This is a genomic window from Roseovarius marisflavi, assembly GCF_900142625.1.
GTDB lineage: Bacteria > Pseudomonadota > Alphaproteobacteria > Rhodobacterales > Rhodobacteraceae > Roseovarius > Roseovarius marisflavi.
The window spans coordinates 107,546-123,255 of sequence record NZ_FRBN01000008.1; the positions used below are offsets into that span (position 1 = coordinate 107,546).

The window sequence follows — 15,710 nt, forward strand, 5'->3', positions numbered from 1 at the left end:
GAAAACGGTCGCGGCGGCGCAGAAACTGCCTTAGCGTGAAGGCCGCAAGAACAGGGATTTCGTATGACCCATCACCAGCCAACGATTGATACCTCGCCGAAAGTGTCGGACGAGGTGCGCAAGACCACCTGTTACATGTGCGCCTGCCGCTGCGGCATCAATGTGCACCTCAAGGGCGGCAAAGTCGCCTATATCGAGGGCAACCGCGACCACCCGGTCAACAAGGGTGTGCTCTGTGCCAAGGGCTCTGCTGGCATCATGCAGGTCAACGCCCCCTCGCGCCTGCGCGCACCTCTGAAGCGCGTGGGGCCGCGCGGCTCTGGCGAATACGAGGAAATAAGCTGGAACGAGGCGCTTGAAATGGCGACTGGCTGGCTTGCGCCGATCCGCAAAAAACACCCTGAAAAGCTGGCGTTCTTCACCGGGCGCGATCAAAGCCAGAGCTTTACAAGCCTCTGGGCGCAGAGCTTTGGCACGCCGAACTATGCCGCGCATGGCGGCTTTTGCTCGGTCAACATGGCCGCTGCGGGCATCTACACCATGGGCGGCGCGTTCTGGGAATTCGGTCAGCCCGATTGGGATCACACCAAGCTTTTCATGATTTTCGGTGTCGCCGAAGATCACGACAGCAACCCGATCAAGATGGGCATCGGCAAGATCAAGGCGCGCGGCGCCAGGGTTATCGGCGTCAACCCGATCCGCTCCGGCTATAACGCCGTGGCCGATGATTGGGTCGGGATCACACCGGGCACCGATGGTCTTTTCATTCTGTCGCTGGTGCATGTGCTGATCAGCGCGGGCAAGATCGACCTTGATTACCTGTCGCGCTATACCAATGCGCCGGTGCTTCTGAACGGGGATGAAACCTCGCCCGAATTCGGCCTGTTCCTGCGCGATGATGATGGCAAACCGCTGGTGATTGATCGCAACACCGGCAAGCTTGCGGCGTTCGACACGCCCGGCATCCGCCCTGATTTGCATGCCACGCACCGTGCGGCGGGCGTCACCCATCGCCCCGTCATGCATCACATGGCCGAACGTTACCTTGATCCGCAATACGCCCCCGAGGCGGTCGCCGAACGGTGTGGCATCACGCCCGAGAAAATCCACCGCATCGCCGCCGAGATCGCCCGCGTCGCCTTTGACGAGGCGATCACGCTTGATCATGAATGGACCGATTTCCGCGGCGAAAAGCACGCGACCATGACCGGTCGCCCGGTCAGCTTTCACGCCATGCGCGGAATCTCGGCCCACTCGAACGGGTTTCAGACCTGCCGTGCGCTGCATGTGCTGCAAATCCTTCTCGGCACGGTCGAGGTGCCCGGCGGTTTCCGCTTCAAGCCGCCCTATCCCAAACCGGTCAGCGCCCACCCCAAACCGCATTGCAAGGTCAAGCCCGGCGCGCCGCTTGACGGGCCGCATCTTGGCTATGCGCAGGGGCCGGATGATCTATGCCTGAAAGACGACGGAAGCGCCGCGCGCATCGACAAGGCCTATACCTGGGAAAACCCGATGTCGGCGCATGGTCTGATGCATATGGTGATTTCCAACGCCCATGCCGGCGATCCCTACAAGATCGACACGCTGTTCATGTATATGGCCAATATGTCGTGGAACTCGTCGATGAACACCGGCGGCGTGATCAAGATGCTGACCGATACCGACGAGAATGGCGATTACGTGATCCCGCGCATTATCTATTCGGATGCGTATAGTTCGGAGATGGTCGCCTATGCCGACCTGATCCTGCCCGACACCACCTACCTTGAACGCCACGATTGCATCTCGCTGCTGGATCGCCCGATCTGCGAGGCCGACGCCGCCGCCGACGCGATCCGCTGGCCGGTGATCGAACCCGACCGCAATGTGCGCGGGTTCCAGTCGGTGCTCTGCGATCTTGGCGCGCGGCTTGGCCTGCCCGCCTTCACAAACGCCGATGGCGGCCAGAAATACGCCGATTATGCCGATTACATCACCAGCCACGAACGCCGCCCCGGCATCGGCCCGCTCGCCGGTTTTCGCGGCGCTGCGGGGGATGAAGCCGGTCGCGGCGCGCCCAACCCCGATCAGCTGGACCGCTATATCGAAAACGGCGGCTTTTTCGTCAATCACATCCCCGAGGGCGCGAATTACTACAAACCCTGGAACACCGCCTATCAGGACTGGGCCGTCGGCATGGGCATCTATGACGCGCCCCAGCCCTATATTTTCGACCTCTACGTCGAACCCCTGCGCAAGTTTCAGCTCGCCGCCGAAGGCCATGGCGAGCGCCAGCCGCCCGAGCATCTGCGAGAGCGGATCAAGGCAACGCTCGACCCGCTGCCGATCTGGTATCCGCCGTTCGAGGATGACCATGTCGACACCACCGAGTTCCCGGTGCATGCCCTGACCCAGCGCCCGATGGCAATGTATCACTCCTGGGGAAGCCAGAACGCCTGGCTGCGCCAGATCCATGGCCATAACCCGCTCTACCTGCCCACCAAACTGTGGGAAAAGAACGGCTTTGCCGACGGCGATTGGGCGCGCGTCACCTCGGCGCATGGCGAGATCACCGTGCCGGTGGCGCATATGGCGGCGCTCAACGAAAACACCATCTGGACCTGGAACGCGATCGGCAAACGCAAAGGCGCCTGGGCCCTCTCCGAGGACGCGCCAGAGGCGACCAAAGGCTTCCTGCTCAACCACCTGATCCATGAACTCCTGCCGCCCAAGGGCGATGGCTTGCGCTGGACCAACTCCGACCCGGTCACCGGTCAGGCCGCCTGGTTCGACCTGCGCGTGAAGGTCGAAAAGACCGATGCCCCGACTGAGAGCCAACCGGCGATGAAACCGCTTAAATCCCCGGTCCCCCAAGGCCCCGATCACCTCGAATGGAAGGTGGGCAAATGACCGGCTCTACGTTTCTTCTTGCCCTAAATATCCCGGGGGGGTCGCGCTCTGCGCGACGGGGGCAGCGCCCCCAATCCCCGCTCACACCGCGCAATTCCGAGGTGGTCCAATGACAACCCTACCCACACAAACCACCCGCAAGCTGGGCCTCGTGATCGACCTTGATACCTGCGTTGGCTGTCACGCCTGCGTGGTGTCGTGCAAAGGCTGGAACACCGAGAATTACGGTGCGCCTCTCAGCGATCAGAACCCCTATGGCGCCGATCCTTCGGGCACCTTCCTCAACCGCGTTCACAGCTACGAGGTTCAGCCGCTGGCCACCTCGACCATGCCGCACCCCGCCGCGCAACTGGTACATTTCCCCAAATCCTGCCTGCATTGCGAAGACGCGCCCTGCGTCACCGTCTGCCCCACCGGGGCAAGCTACAAGCGGGTCGAGGATGGCATCGTTCTGGTGAACGAGACCGACTGCATCGGCTGTGGCCTCTGTGCCTGGGCCTGCCCCTACGGCGCGCGCGAACTTGATGCCGCCGAGGGCGTTATGAAGAAATGCACGCTCTGCGTTGACCGCATCTATAACGAAAACCTCCCCGAGGTGGATCGCGAGCCCGCCTGCGTGCGCACCTGTCCGGCCGGGGCGCGCCATTTCGGTGATTTCGCCGACCCCGACAGCAATGTCAGCAAACTGACGGCCGAGCGTGGCGGCATGGATCTGATGCCCGAACAGGGCACCAAACCCGTTAACCAATACCTGCCACCCCGCGCCAAGGATCAGCTCGACCAACCCAAACCGGTTGGCGAAATCGACATTCTTGCCCCCTTCCTGGCCCCGGTCATGGACGAACCCAAGGGCTTCCTTGGCTGGCTCGACAAAGCTCTGGAGAGAATCTGAGATGCATCCCGCTCCTTCTGTCATCGTCTTCACAACCCTCTCCGGTCTTGGCTTTGGCCTTTTGGTATGGCTCGGGCTCGGCATGCCTGCGGTCACCGGCTGGGTGGCTTTTGCCTTTTTTGTCATCGCCTATGGTTTGGCTGTCGGCGGGCTCCTGGCCTCGACCTTTCACCTTGGCCACCCCGAACGCGCCATGAAGGCGTTTAGCCAGTGGCGCTCAAGCTGGCTTAGCCGCGAAGGCGTCTGCGCCGTGGGTGCTCTTCTGGTGATGGGGCTCTATGCCGCCGCCCTGGTGTTTCTCGACACCCGGATTGCGATCCTCGGGTGGCTTGGTGCGCTCTTGTCGCTTGCCACCGTGTTCACCACCTCGATGATCTATGCCCAGCTTACGACCATCCCGCGCTGGAAAACCCCTCTGACGCCCGCTTTGCTGGTGGCAATCTCTCTGGCTGGCGGCGCGCTTCTGGCCGGTCAGGTCAGCGCCGCGCTGATCCTCTTGCCGGTAGCGGGGGTGATACAGGTGCTCTGGTGGGTGCGTGGCGACGGCGCCTTTGCCGCCAGCGGCACCAATATGGCAAGCGCGACCGGGCTTGGCAGCATCGGCAGCGTGCGTGCCTTCGAGGCGCCACATACCGGGACCAATTACCTCATGCGCGAAATGGTGCATGAGGTCGGGCGCAAACATGCCCAGAAACTGCGCGCGATCGCGCTTGGGCTTGGGTTTATCCTGCCGGTGCTGATGCTGCTTGTGCCATTCACACATGCCATGGCTCTGTTTGCCGTCACGAGCCATGTGGCAGGCATCGTCGCCTCACGCTGGTTGTTCTTTGCCGAGGCCGAGCATGTGGTCGGCCTCTATTACGGCAAGCGCTAGGCGGCCCGAACGCGAGGCCGCCTGTCAGGGCGGATGAGCGGGCCGATCACGCCCAGCCATCCGTCCATTCATCGACCTTGGGTTCGATCCGCCGCTTGCGAAACCGCATCCAACGCACCCGGATCGCCCAGAAAAGCGCCGCCAGAACCGTCAAAAACACGATCTTGAACCACGGGATGATCCTGACATCCGGACCATCCACCGCCCAGACACTGACCGCATTGGGATAGATCGACAGGAATTCATTGCGCCAGCCATAGTGGCGCACCACCACCCATTGCGGCTTGGCATCGTTCTTCTTGGAAATAAGATCCGATGCTTCGGCCTGAAGATTGCTGGTGTCGAACTTGAAATAGGGCGGCCAGCCCCAGCCGGTATCCTCGTTTCGATAGATCATCGGCTTGTCATTGGTGCGAAAGGCCTGAATGAAAAACACATCGCGCACGGTCACATCGGTGGCCTCGCCGGTGTCGGCATTGGACCAGAACATCGCATTGCTGCCCGGATCGACCCGCTTTTCATAGGTGTCGGTGATCCGCGCCACATCGTGCTGTGGCAACGTATAGTGCAGAAACGCAATCACCAGCAGCCAGAACAGCCCTCGTATCGTCCATTTCACATAGCCCATTGCGGCCCCCTTACATAAAATTCGTAAAATAGATGATCGCCGCGATCATCGTGATCGGCACGATATAGACCAGCCAGATCAAACGCCGCCTGAGCGAGTGCTGATATTGCGCCATTCCAGTCTCTATATAGGCATCCTTGTCGCCGGGCCTACCCGTGTCCTGCCAGTCTTTCAGTAATTTGCGCCGCCGCACCGATCGCGAATAGAGGGAAATGCTGACATAAATCACTGTCAGGATGATAAAGCCAAAGATAACCAAACGCAGCAATGCCAACATCTTTGTGTTTCCCCGATCCAAAACCGCGACTCGCGACCAAAGTCGCAGCAATCCTGACGCGTCTTAACGCAGAATCATGCTAGGGTGCACCCTGCACCAGCTAAAAAGGAGACTTCCATGTGTGACGCATGCATCATCAACGCGGTCAAAGACAGGATGCTGTCGCGCCGCGCCTTTTTCACCGCAACTGCCGCCGCTGGCGCCGCGACCGCGCTCGGGCCCTTCACGGCGCCCCCGGCCATGGCCGCCGGTCACGGCAGCGTCGAGGATCTGACCCATACCTATGACGCCGATTTCCCAACCTATTTCGGCGTGCCCGGCATTTCGACCGAACAAAACTTCAATTTCGCCGAACACGGGCTCAACCTGATGACGCTGACGGTGAACGAACATACCGGCACCCATGTCGATGCGCCGCTGCATTTCTCGGCCGATGGCGCCTCGGTCGATGAAATCCCCCTTGGCACTCTGGTGGCGCCGCTCTGCGTCATCGACATTACCGCCAAGGCCGCCGAAAGCCCCGATGCCCAGCTGACGCCCGATGACCTCAAGGCGTGGATCGCCGCCAATGGCGATATCCCCGATCATGCCTGTGTCGCGCTCTATTCCGGCTGGGGCGCCAAGACCGCCACCGACGCCTTTCGCGGCTTTGATGGTGAGAAACAGCACTATCCCGGCTTTCATGTCGAGGCGGCGCAGATGTTGCTTGAAACCGGGGCCGGTTCGATTGCCAGCGATACGCTCTCGCTTGATCACGGCATCTCGGCAGATTTCGCCACCCATTACGCCTGGCTTCCGGCGGGTCGTTTCGGGATCGAATGTCTCGCCAATCTTGACAGGCTGCCGGCCTCGGGGGCGACGATTGTCGTCGGCGCGCCCAAGCATCGCGGCGGCACCGGCGGGCCTGCGCGAATCTTCGCGATGGTCTGATACTCAACCGCACAGCCTGACAGGCTTGTGACGTGACATTCCATCCAAGAACCTTAGGGTAAGGGCATGATTTTCGCCCTTACCGGAGGCCCTATGCGCTATCTGCTTGTCCTGTTTGCCCTTCTCTTTCCCGGTCTGGCCCCGGCAGCAGGACCCGAGGCCGAAACAGCACGCTGTCACGCGGAAATCCCCTGCCCGCTTGGGGATCGCTCCTATCACGTGAAAGAGCCGGATGATTGGGATGGCGTCACGCCGCTTCCGGTGCTGTTGCATTTTCACGGCTGGATGCGACAGGGCGCGCTGATCGTGAAACATGGCCGCATTTCCGGCGCGACCCGGCGGCGCGGGGTCTTGCTTTTGGCGCCCAACGGGGCCGGAAAGACCTGGGATTTCTGGACCTCCGACACAGATGACGTCGATTTCGCCGCCGCCGTGATCGAGGACGCGGCCAAGCGCTATCCGATCGACCGAAGCCGAATTTACGTTTCGGGCTATTCCTATGGCTCGGCGATGGCGTGGCGCTATGCCTGTGAAAACGGCGATGGCGTTGCCGCGCTTCTGGCTGTCTCGGGCACCCTGCGCCAGTCAGAGACCTGCCCTGCCGCCCCCGCCGAGGTGCGCCATGTGCATGGCACCTCGGATAATGTGATGGGTTTTCCATTCGGGCCGGGGGGCGACACGACCTATCCGGTCAAACTCTGGCGTGACACGCTTGATTGCAACGGCCCGCCGCGCGACCTTGGCACCTGGGATGTGACCCGGCATGATACCTTCAGGCGCAGCCAATGGACCGATTGCAACGGTGGGCAGGTGACGCTTGATGTGCATAAACGCGGCCATTTCATCCCGCGCGGCTGGATCGCGCGGCAACTGGACGAGTTGCTGGATCTGCCGCACGCCTATCCCTGATCCCGTGCCTCGACCGTTTTTCGCAGCAATGGGATGACCTTGCGCGCAGAACCCTCTATGAGCAGGCCTGACATCCCTGACCTCACGGGCCCGACCGCATGACCAAGAAGCCCGCCAAGATCAAAGTGCCGCTTTATTCGGCCACTGACCGCGACAACCTGCGTTGGCTTTGGAACAGATACCTGAAACAGCGCTCGCCCTGGCTCTTGCTGGTGCTTGTCATGATCCTTGTGCAGGGCGTGGTCTATCAGCAATTCCTGTCGATCACCGAAAGTGGCCTCAGGGTGATTTTCGACAACGGCACGGCGCGTGAACTGGGCATGGTCTGTCTTGCAGTGTTTTTTCTCTTCGCTGTGCGCGGCGCCATGGGCTATCTCGTGCCGCGCATCACCGTCTGGGTCAGCAACAGCGCGATCTTTGAAATGCGCCGCGATCTGATCGAGCACATGATGGATCTGGATCTTGCCTATTTCGAGCGCACCAAACCCGGCGAGATCATTCAGCGCCTTGTGACGCAAACCCAACAGCTTGGGCATTTCATCGGCCTCTCTACCGCCAACGCCCTGCGCGATGCGGTGACGGTGGTGATTGTGTCGAGCTATCTGATCTACAAGAACCCGGTGCTGTTCACCGCCGCCGTTCTGGTGCTGCCGTTCATCATCTGGGTGATGAATTTCGTCTCGACCCGCGTCAAACAGGTTCAGGGCGAGGCCGAACATGCGCTTGGCGATTACATGAGCGGGATCGAGGAAACCGTGAGCGGCATGCGCACGGTCAAGATATCGAACCAGGAAAAAGTCGAGGCCGCGCGGCTTGAAAAAGGCACCGGCAGGATTCGCGATCTGGCAACACGGGTGCAGCTTACGCAGGCCCTCGTCATGCCCTCGATCGACCTCAGCTCGGCCTTTGTCTATGTGCTGGTGATCGGCGGCGGCGGCTATATGGTGCTTAGCCCGAATTTCGACATGGATGGCGCGGGCATCATCACCTTTCTGCTTGGCATGGTGCTTGTGTTTGATCCGGCGCGCCTGCTGGCGCAATACCTTGGTATCCTTCAGGCGCATGTGGTTTTGCTTGATCGGGTACGCAGCCTGTTTCACGAAAAACCAAGCATCACTGATGCACCGGGGGCGGTTACCACGTTTGACACCGGCGGCGATATCGCCCTCGATCAGGTACGGTTTTCCTATAGCCCGGAACAGCCGCTGTTTGACGGGCTGTCGATGACCTTCAAGGGCGCAAAGGTCTCGGCCATTGTCGGCGCGACCGGGTCGGGCAAAACCACGATCCTGTCGCTGTTGTCGCGGCTTTACGATGTGCAGGGCGGCCAGATCACCATTGGCGGCACGGCCATCGACAAGGTCAAGCTTCACGCGCTGCGCGGGGCCTTTTCGGTGGTGGCGCAGGATATCGTGATCTTCAACAATTCGATCTGGGAAAACATCCGCTACGTGAACCCAGAGGCGACGGATGCCGACATCTGGCAGGCCGCTGAAAACGCCGAGATCGCCGATCTGATCCGTGCGCGCGGTGATGCGCCGGTTGGTCCCAAGGGCGCGCAATTGTCGGGCGGTCAAAAGCAACGCATCGCCATCGCCCGCGCCTTTCTTGTCGATGCGCCGATCCTTTTGCTGGACGAGGCCACAAGCGCGCTTGACCAGGGCACCGAGGCGCGGATCAAATCCGCCCTGACCCGTCTGACCCAAGGGCGCACGACGATTGTCGTGGCGCATCGCCTGTCGTCCATTGCCGACGCCGATAGCATCTATGTGCTAGAGGCCGGCGCGCTTGTCGAGCAGGGCAAGCATGACGATCTGTTGAAGAAAAACGGCTATTACGCCCAGCTTTACCTCGCCCAAAAGCAAAGCTACGCCGCGAGTTAACGCAGGCCGTCTTCGCCGATTACCTCGGCCAGGCTCAGCCCGCCCATACGGTCGTGTATGCGACCGCCACGCGCCATCGCGAGGATGAACAAAAGCTCGTCGACGCGAGGACCATCGGCGAGGCCCACCTCCATCCCGTCAAAATGGCTGCGCACATAGGCGGCGTTGATATGGCCAAGCGGCACGTCAATGCGCGTGCCCGGTCCGCCCTGTTTCATCGACGAGGGCACGATTGCCCTGGCCTCGCCAAGGCGCGCGCGCATCGCATAGCCCCCCGGCACATGCCAAAGCGCGGTATGTTCAAGCTCGCCACGCTCGCCCGCCATTGCGGCCTTGCCATAGCCATCAATCCCGTCAATCCCGCCCATGGCCTCGATCAGCCGGTCAGTCATCATAAGGCCAAGCGGTTTGAGATCCTCCATCGCCGATTGAAGGTCGTCCGTGTACCCGCCCGCAAAGGGATTTTTGACCAGAGCGGCAATCGCCCCCCGGCGCCGCGGATGTTCGGGCGCGGGGCCGCCATCATGGTGAATCTCTTCAATGAAGATCGCGGTCTTGCGCAGGGTGAAATCAGGCATGCATAAGCTCCGTTCCAGTCAAGGTTTTCACGGGCAGATCGCCGACGATCCGGCATTGCCCCTTTAGCATCAGGACCGCCCCGGCAATCAATCCGGCCCCAAGACACGTCTCGGCGTAGGTAACCCCGGCAACAAGCGCACGATCCACCTCGGCGCGCGTCAAGCGGCCCACCACACGCGTGACAAGGCGCGCGCCAAGGTCGCTATCGGGGGATACCTCGCAGGCCGCGAGGCGCGTCACCTCGGGATGCCCTGGAAGATCGACCGCATTGGCGATCATCGTGGCGGCGGCATCGGCTTCTGCTGCAGAGGCCGCAAGCACCGTCACACTCTCGGCAATGCCGCGCGAGAGGCTGCGCCCGCCACGCCCAGAGGTGGCAATTCCGCGCACCGCATGATCATGACCAATCGTAAGCCGCGCCACCGGATCGGCGGCGACAACGCCATGCATCACCTGACCCGCCGTGAGACGAAAGGCGATATCGCCGCCATTGTTGACATAGGCCTTGGCGATGCCGGGGCCGTCGCAAAGCGCCGCAAGAATCTCTTCGGCACCGGCGCCGGCAACGGCAGCCATGGGCGTAATGAAGCGCGGCGCAAAAGGCGCCACCGCGCGCGCCATACGGCGCGCAACGCGGCCCTGTGGCATTGGCCCGGTATCACAGCGCAGGTGCGGCAACTCATCTACAAGCTCCTGCAAGAGGCCTTTGAACCGATCCGCCGCACGGGCAAATCCCGCCTCTTGTCCCGGACCGTCGGCACCGACAATCATATCAATTGGCCCGTGATGCAGGTGAAGCCGCCCACCCGAAATACGCATGATCTGCGGCCCGGTCATTCGCCCTGCTCCGGCGCGCGGCCAACAGCGCGGAAGGTCGAACCATAATCACCGCCGGTTTCCAAGATGTCCGCGATCGAGCGCACCGCCCCGTCATGCCCGCCAAGCGCGCGAAACTCCGCGCGTGGCAGGGTAAATTCAAGCGGTGCCACAAGCGCCGGGGTCGGCACATAGCCAAAGCTGCCCTCGGGCATCGCCAGCACATCCACCATCAGGGTGATCCCCCCGCCGGGCCAGATATAGGCCGCCGCCCCGCCACAGGTCACGCGTGTCCTGCGCGCCTGAACCGAGCGGGTAAGGCGCACCGGATTGCCCGTCACGCCAGAGCGCAGCGAGCCGCCAGCCCCGGCCTGAAACATCACCGTACAAAGCGCCGCTTCACAGTTTTCGGCAATAAGATCGACCGACGCACGCAGCGCCTCGGGCAGCGGCGCGGGTTGCGGCACAAGATCATCGTCCAGCACGTAAAACCCGTGATGCTCGCCTGTGGTCGAGACCATCAACAAGGTAAGCCCCGGTCGCGCGCCCTTCTTTTCCCACCAGGGATTAAGGATCCTCAGCGGGTCTTCGATATCGGTCCCGCCCCAGCCGCGCCCCGGCCCGGCCACCTGAAAATACCGCCCCGGAGTCGAGCGTCGCCCCTTGATACGAATGCCGGTATCGGGCCAGCCTAAAACCTTGCCGGCCTGATGCTCGCTCACAACACCGGTGATGTGGTCATCGACAACGACCACCTCATCGACAAGCCCCTGCCATTGGCTTGCGAACATCCCGATGGTGGCCGAACCACAGCCGACGCGCATGCGATCCTCGCGCTGACCATCGACGATCGGCGGCTGACCGGCCTCTACGATCACGCTTGCGCCGCCGTCGATGTCCAACTCCACCGCCTCGCGATTGCAGAGCCGCAAAAGGGCGTCACAGGTCACGCGGCCTTCGGATTTGCTGCCCCCCGTCAGATGCTCGACCCCGCCAAGCGAGAGCATCTGGCTGCCGTATTCTGCGGTGGTGACATGGCCGATCGCCTCGCCGTTCGCGCGCACGGTTGCGGCCTCGGGGCCAAGGTGGCGGTCGGTGTCGATCTTCACCTTGACGCCGCAATAGGAATAGATCGCCTCGGTCACCACGGTGACGAAATCGGCGCCCTCAACCTCGCGGCTGACGATAAAGGGCGCAGGCTTGTAATCGGGATAGGTGGTGCCAGCGCCAACCCCGCTCAGGAACAGATCATCACCGCCAATGTCGCCATCCCAATCGGCATTGAGGAATGGGCGCACTTCGCCGCCGACCTCAACCCTACGGTCAAGTATGGTGATGGGATCACAGCGGATGATCTTGCCGCCCTCATTGGCATAGCGATCACAGGCGCCGACCTTGCCGGGGGCGATATAGCACATCACCGGGCAGGCATCGCAGCGGATCTTTTCATCGCGCGTACGCCGCTCGCTCATCCCCTTGCCTTTCGGATGGCTGCCAATACCCGATGCGGAAGCGCCGGAAGGTCGGTGATCCGCGCGCCGGTGGCATGGCGGATCGCGTTCAGGATCGCGGGGGCGGTCGGGATCAACACATGCTCGCCCAGCCCCTTGGCGCCCATCGGCCCCTCGGGGTCGGGCACCTCGACAAAGATCGTGTCGATCCGGGGCATATCCCCGGTGGTCGGGATCAGGTAATCATGCAGGTTCTCGGTACGTCCCGGAATGTATTCTTCCATCAGCGCAAGCCCCAAACCCTGGGCCACGCCGCCTTCGACCTGGCCTTCGGCCAAAAGCGGGTTGATCACCCGGCCAAGATCATGCGCTGCGGTGATCCGGGTCACCTTGACGGTGCCAAGCACACTATCCACCGAAACCTCGGCGATCTGCGCGCCATAGCCGTAAACCGCATAGGGCGCGCCTTGACCGTCCGCGTCCAGCGGTGTGGTCGGCGGGTCATAGGTTTCCTCGACCATGAGGGCATAGCCATGCGCGCCCGGCGTGAGGGCACCAAGATCAATCCGCCGCTCGCCCGCGCCATCGCTGACCACAAGCGTTTGCCCGGTGAGGGACAGCCGCGCATCGGCGCCCATATTGCTCAGGCCCAGGATTTGTGCGCGCAGCGCACGCCCCGCAAGCCAGGCCGCCTTGCCGGTCACATAGGTCTGGCGCGAGGCCGAGGTCTTGCCGCAATCCGGCGTGAGGGCGGTATCGGGCCCGACAAGATCGAATGCCGCCAGCGGCAGGCCCAGAGCATCGGCGCAAATCTGCGGGATCACGGTATTGGCGCCCTGCCCGATATCGGTCGCGCCCTGATGCAGAGACACCCGGCCCGCCGCCGTCAGGCCAAGGCGGATGGTCGAGGGGTTGGCCAGCCCGGTATTGCCACAGCCATACCAACAGGACGCAATCCCCACGCCATGGCGCATCACGCCGCCTTTGGCGTTGCCCTCTTCGGCGCGGCGGAGCGCGGCTTGCCAAGGCTCTTGCAGGGCCTCAAGACAGGCGGTGATGCCGACGCCCTGTAACACCTGACCACAGACCGTGGCCTGTCCGTCCTGCAAGGCGTTGAGGCGGCGAAAGGCAAGCCGGTCGATGCCGGTTTTCTCGGCCAGATCATCATAAAGCACCTCTTGCAGGATCGTCGCCTGCGGCACGCCAAAGCCCCGAAACGCGCCGGAAATGGGGCTAAAGGAATGGCGCGCACTGGCCGAGGCAAGATAGGCGGGCACGAGGTAGGGACCAGAGGCATGCACCGGCACGCGCCCGGCAACCGTCGGGCCCCAGCTTGCATAGGCGCCGGTGTTGAACTCGCCGTCAAATTCCATCGCGGTAACGCGCCCTTGCGCATCCGCACCAATGCGCGCGCGCATTTTCGAGGGGTGTCGTTTGGTCGAGGTCGCCATCGAGTCCGCGCGGCTCAACACCATCCGCGCCGGGCGCCCGGTCTTGAGTGTCACCAAACCGATAAGCGGCTGCACCGTCAGATCAAGTTTCGCCCCAAACCCGCCGCCCGCCGCCGCCGGAATGATCCGGACGTCCTCGGGCGGCAGGCCAAGAACGCGGGCCGTGTCGTCGCGGTCCATGATTGGTGCCTGGGTACAGGCCTGAATGACAAGCTGACCGCCCTCTAGCCAGGCAACGCCGGCCTCGGGCTCGATATAGGCGTGTTCGATATAGGGCGTGCTCACTTCGCCCTCGGCCAGATGCGTGGCGGCGGCAAACCCGGCCGCAAGATCGCCGCGTGCGACACGGCCGGTGACCAAAAGGTTATCGGCGCGGCTCGCATGGACAAGGCGCTCGGAGGACGGCTGCCATCTGACCGGAAATCCTGCCAGATCAAGCTCGTCGATCACCGACGCCTCACCCGCGACAAGCGCGACCGCCTCGCCGCGCATGCGCACCTGGGTTTCGGCCAGAACCGGCTGATCGGCGAAGGCGGGCAACACGCCAAAGCGGTTCTCCCCCGGCACATCATCGGCGGTAAAAACCTGAACCTCGCCCGCCTGCGCCGCGCACCACGCCGCAATATCACCAAGAGCAAAGGTCATCGGCGCATCCGGCGCACGCACCGCACGCACCAGCAGCGCCCCGTCCGGCACATGATCGGCGCCGTAGATTTCCGTACCGCAAACCTTTGGCCTGCCATCAAGCCGCTCTACCCGCGCACCAACCGCGTGACCGGCGGCGGGCGCAGGCCGTGGCGCGCCGGGGGTAGCGACATCAAGAATGGCCTCGATGATCTTGGAATAACCGGTACAGCGACACAGCACGCCACCAAGCGCTTCTTCGACCTCGGCGCGCGTCGGGGTCTCCACGCGGCTCAACAATGCCTTGGCCGCGATCAGCATGCCCGGCGTGCAAATCCCGCATTGCGCCGCGCCATGGCGCAGAAACGCGTGTTGCAGCGCCACCATATCAAGGCCCTCAATGGTGGTCACCGCGCGCCCTGCTGCCTGTGCGACAGGCGTAAGACAGGCACAGACCGGCGCGCCGTCAATCAGCACGGTACAGGCCCCGCAATCGCCCGCATCACAGCCAACCTTGGTGCCGCGCAGGCCCAGATCCTCGCGCAAAACCTCGGAGAGGCGCCGCCCTGGCGCAACCGGCAGGGCAACCGAGGCCCCATTGACCGTCAGGGTCAGACTGTCGAAAGTCCGGTTCATGCCGCCGCCTCTGCGTCGCGCGTCACCAGATCGTTCACTGCCCGGCGGATAAGCTCGACAGCGGCCTCGGCGCGATAGGTCGCATCGGCGCGAATATCGTCAATCGGGGCAATATCCGGGGTGATCAGCGCCGCCTCGACCTGCTCGATCAACCCCGCATCGGCGCGCGCGCCGATCAGCGCGGCCTCTTGGCGGGGCAATCTTTTGGCCACCGCGCTACAGGCGCCAACTGCCAAAGCAGCGGCGCGGATATGGCCGTTCTTGATCTCAAGGCGCGCCGCGACCATGGCGATGGAAATCACCAGATAGGCCCGCGCCCCGAGCTTGAGAAACCGCGACTCTCCACCGGTTTGCGATCTCGGGATCAGAATCGCCGTCACCATTTCGCCGGGTTCAAGCGCGGTCTGGCGCACCCCGGTAATGAACGCGGCAAGCGGAACCCGGCGTGTACCGGCAAGCGCGGCAATCTCGACCTCGGCGCCCAGCGCCAAAAGGCAGGGCACCCCATCGGCGGCCGGCGAGGCGTTGCAGATATTGCCCGCAAGCGTACCCGATGTCTGAATTTGAACCGAGCCAACCTCTCGCGCGGCCTGTTTCAACATGTCGAAACCGGGGGCTAGATCGGCGCGCAGGATATCAGCCCATGTGGTCGTCGCACCAATGCGGATATCATCGCCCTCGGGCTTTATCCCGCGCAGCGCCGCAATCGCAGTGATATCAAGCACCGGACCGCTGAGTGCACGCGTATCGGTTGCCGGAAAGAGATCGGTACAGCCCGCCGCAATGCACAGCCCCGGACGTGCCAGAAGGCCAAGCGCCTCTTGCAGAGAGGTGGGGCGGTGATAGGGGCTCATGCGCTCTCCGACATCAA

General features: G+C 62.7%; 13 protein-coding genes. 6 read left to right on the forward strand and 7 right to left on the reverse strand.

Annotated elements, in window-relative coordinates; all coding sequences use genetic code 11:
• Positions 1 to 63 precede the first annotated feature (63 nt).
• The 3 genes from BUB78_RS09450 to BUB78_RS09460 all read left to right on the forward strand — a co-directional run bounded on the left by BUB78_RS09450 (position 64) and on the right by BUB78_RS09460 (position 4,655).
• Positions 64 to 2,889, forward strand: a complete 2,826-nt coding sequence (locus BUB78_RS09450; protein WP_073197426.1) for a molybdopterin oxidoreductase family protein — start codon at positions 64 to 66, stop codon at positions 2,887 to 2,889.
• Positions 2,890 to 2,998: 109 nt separating this feature from the next.
• Positions 2,999 to 3,781: a 4Fe-4S dicluster domain-containing protein gene (locus tag BUB78_RS09455; protein WP_073197428.1), complete on the forward strand. Its 783-nt coding sequence runs from the start codon at positions 2,999 to 3,001 to the stop codon at positions 3,779 to 3,781.
• A gap of 1 nt (position 3,782) precedes the next feature.
• Positions 3,783 to 4,655, forward strand: a complete 873-nt coding sequence (locus BUB78_RS09460) for a dimethyl sulfoxide reductase anchor subunit family protein (RefSeq protein WP_073197430.1) — start codon at positions 3,783 to 3,785, stop codon at positions 4,653 to 4,655.
• A 46-nt stretch (positions 4,656 to 4,701) separates the two neighbouring features.
• Here BUB78_RS09460 and BUB78_RS09465 read toward each other — a convergent pair whose 3' ends face one another.
• Together BUB78_RS09465 and BUB78_RS09470 are read right to left on the reverse strand one after the other, a co-directional pair.
• Positions 4,702 to 5,283, reverse strand: a complete 582-nt coding sequence (locus BUB78_RS09465) for a DUF1523 family protein (RefSeq protein WP_073197432.1) — start codon at positions 5,281 to 5,283, stop codon at positions 4,702 to 4,704.
• A gap of 10 nt (positions 5,284 to 5,293) precedes the next feature.
• The gene (locus BUB78_RS09470) at positions 5,294 to 5,560 is read right to left on the reverse strand and encodes a hypothetical protein (RefSeq protein WP_073197434.1); all 267 of its coding nucleotides are present in this window, start codon (positions 5,558 to 5,560) and stop codon (positions 5,294 to 5,296) included.
• Between the two features lie 117 nt (positions 5,561 to 5,677).
• Here BUB78_RS09470 and BUB78_RS09475 point away from each other — a divergent pair, with 117 nt between their 5' ends.
• The 3 genes from BUB78_RS09475 (at position 5,678) to BUB78_RS09485 (ending at position 9,282) form a co-directional block, all read left to right on the forward strand.
• Positions 5,678 to 6,490, forward strand: a complete 813-nt coding sequence (locus tag BUB78_RS09475; protein WP_073197436.1) for a cyclase family protein — start codon at positions 5,678 to 5,680, stop codon at positions 6,488 to 6,490.
• Between the two features lie 93 nt (positions 6,491 to 6,583).
• On the forward strand, positions 6,584 to 7,399 hold the full coding sequence (locus tag BUB78_RS09480) for a CE1 family esterase (protein ID WP_073197438.1): 816 nt from the start codon (positions 6,584 to 6,586) through the stop codon (positions 7,397 to 7,399).
• Positions 7,400 to 7,497: 98 nt separating this feature from the next.
• The gene (locus BUB78_RS09485; RefSeq protein ID WP_073197440.1) at positions 7,498 to 9,282 is read left to right on the forward strand and encodes an ABC transporter ATP-binding protein; all 1,785 of its coding nucleotides are present in this window, start codon (positions 7,498 to 7,500) and stop codon (positions 9,280 to 9,282) included.
• Here the strand turns inward: BUB78_RS09485 and BUB78_RS09490 are convergent.
• Genes BUB78_RS09490 through BUB78_RS09510 form a run of 5 tightly spaced genes read right to left on the reverse strand, consistent with a single transcriptional unit; the run spans position 9,279 to position 15,693 of the window.
• A complete protein-coding gene (locus BUB78_RS09490; RefSeq protein WP_073197442.1) occupies positions 9,279 to 9,860 on the reverse strand; it encodes an amino acid synthesis family protein in 582 nt (193 codons plus the stop codon). The genes BUB78_RS09485 and BUB78_RS09490 overlap by 4 nt on opposite strands.
• Positions 9,853 to 10,698: a UPF0280 family protein gene (locus BUB78_RS09495; RefSeq protein WP_073197444.1), complete on the reverse strand. Its 846-nt coding sequence runs from the start codon at positions 10,696 to 10,698 to the stop codon at positions 9,853 to 9,855. Before BUB78_RS09495 ends, BUB78_RS09490 begins: the two co-directional genes overlap by 8 nt.
• Positions 10,695 to 12,149 carry a 6-hydroxynicotinate reductase gene (locus BUB78_RS09500; RefSeq protein WP_073197446.1) on the reverse strand — a complete coding sequence of 485 codons (1,455 nt, stop codon included), beginning with the start codon at positions 12,147 to 12,149 and terminating at the stop codon, positions 10,695 to 10,697. Before BUB78_RS09500 ends, BUB78_RS09495 begins: the two co-directional genes overlap by 4 nt.
• Positions 12,146 to 14,839, reverse strand: a complete 2,694-nt coding sequence (locus tag BUB78_RS09505) for a molybdopterin-dependent oxidoreductase (RefSeq protein WP_073197449.1) — start codon at positions 14,837 to 14,839, stop codon at positions 12,146 to 12,148. The genes BUB78_RS09500 and BUB78_RS09505 overlap by 4 nt, the downstream gene beginning before the upstream one ends.
• Complete coding sequence (locus BUB78_RS09510) at positions 14,836 to 15,693, reverse strand: FAD binding domain-containing protein (RefSeq protein WP_073197451.1); 858 nt, start codon at positions 15,691 to 15,693, stop codon at positions 14,836 to 14,838. The genes BUB78_RS09505 and BUB78_RS09510 overlap by 4 nt, the downstream gene beginning before the upstream one ends.
• Between the last annotated feature and the right edge of the window lie 17 nt (positions 15,694 to 15,710).

Coding starts and splice junctions, on each gene's coding strand:
- BUB78_RS09505 (WP_073197449.1), bottom strand. CDS start 14,839: ATGAACCGGACTTTCGACAGTCTGACCCTGACGGTCAATGGGGCCTCG.
- BUB78_RS09460 (WP_073197430.1), top strand. CDS start 3,783: ATGCATCCCGCTCCTTCTGTCATCGTCTTCACAACCCTCTCCGGTCTT.
- BUB78_RS09490 (WP_073197442.1), bottom strand. CDS start 9,860: ATGCCTGATTTCACCCTGCGCAAGACCGCGATCTTCATTGAAGAGATT.
- BUB78_RS09500 (WP_073197446.1), bottom strand. CDS start 12,149: ATGAGCGAGCGGCGTACGCGCGATGAAAAGATCCGCTGCGATGCCTGC.
- BUB78_RS09510 (WP_073197451.1), bottom strand. CDS start 15,693: ATGAGCCCCTATCACCGCCCCACCTCTCTGCAAGAGGCGCTTGGCCTT.
- BUB78_RS09495 (WP_073197444.1), bottom strand. CDS start 10,698: ATGACCGGGCCGCAGATCATGCGTATTTCGGGTGGGCGGCTTCACCTG.
- BUB78_RS09480 (WP_073197438.1), top strand. CDS start 6,584: ATGCGCTATCTGCTTGTCCTGTTTGCCCTTCTCTTTCCCGGTCTGGCC.
- BUB78_RS09450 (WP_073197426.1), top strand. CDS start 64: ATGACCCATCACCAGCCAACGATTGATACCTCGCCGAAAGTGTCGGAC.
- BUB78_RS09470 (WP_073197434.1), bottom strand. CDS start 5,560: ATGTTGGCATTGCTGCGTTTGGTTATCTTTGGCTTTATCATCCTGACA.
- BUB78_RS09475 (WP_073197436.1), top strand. CDS start 5,678: ATGTGTGACGCATGCATCATCAACGCGGTCAAAGACAGGATGCTGTCG.
- BUB78_RS09465 (WP_073197432.1), bottom strand. CDS start 5,283: ATGGGCTATGTGAAATGGACGATACGAGGGCTGTTCTGGCTGCTGGTG.
- BUB78_RS09455 (WP_073197428.1), top strand. CDS start 2,999: ATGACAACCCTACCCACACAAACCACCCGCAAGCTGGGCCTCGTGATC.
- BUB78_RS09485 (WP_073197440.1), top strand. CDS start 7,498: ATGACCAAGAAGCCCGCCAAGATCAAAGTGCCGCTTTATTCGGCCACT.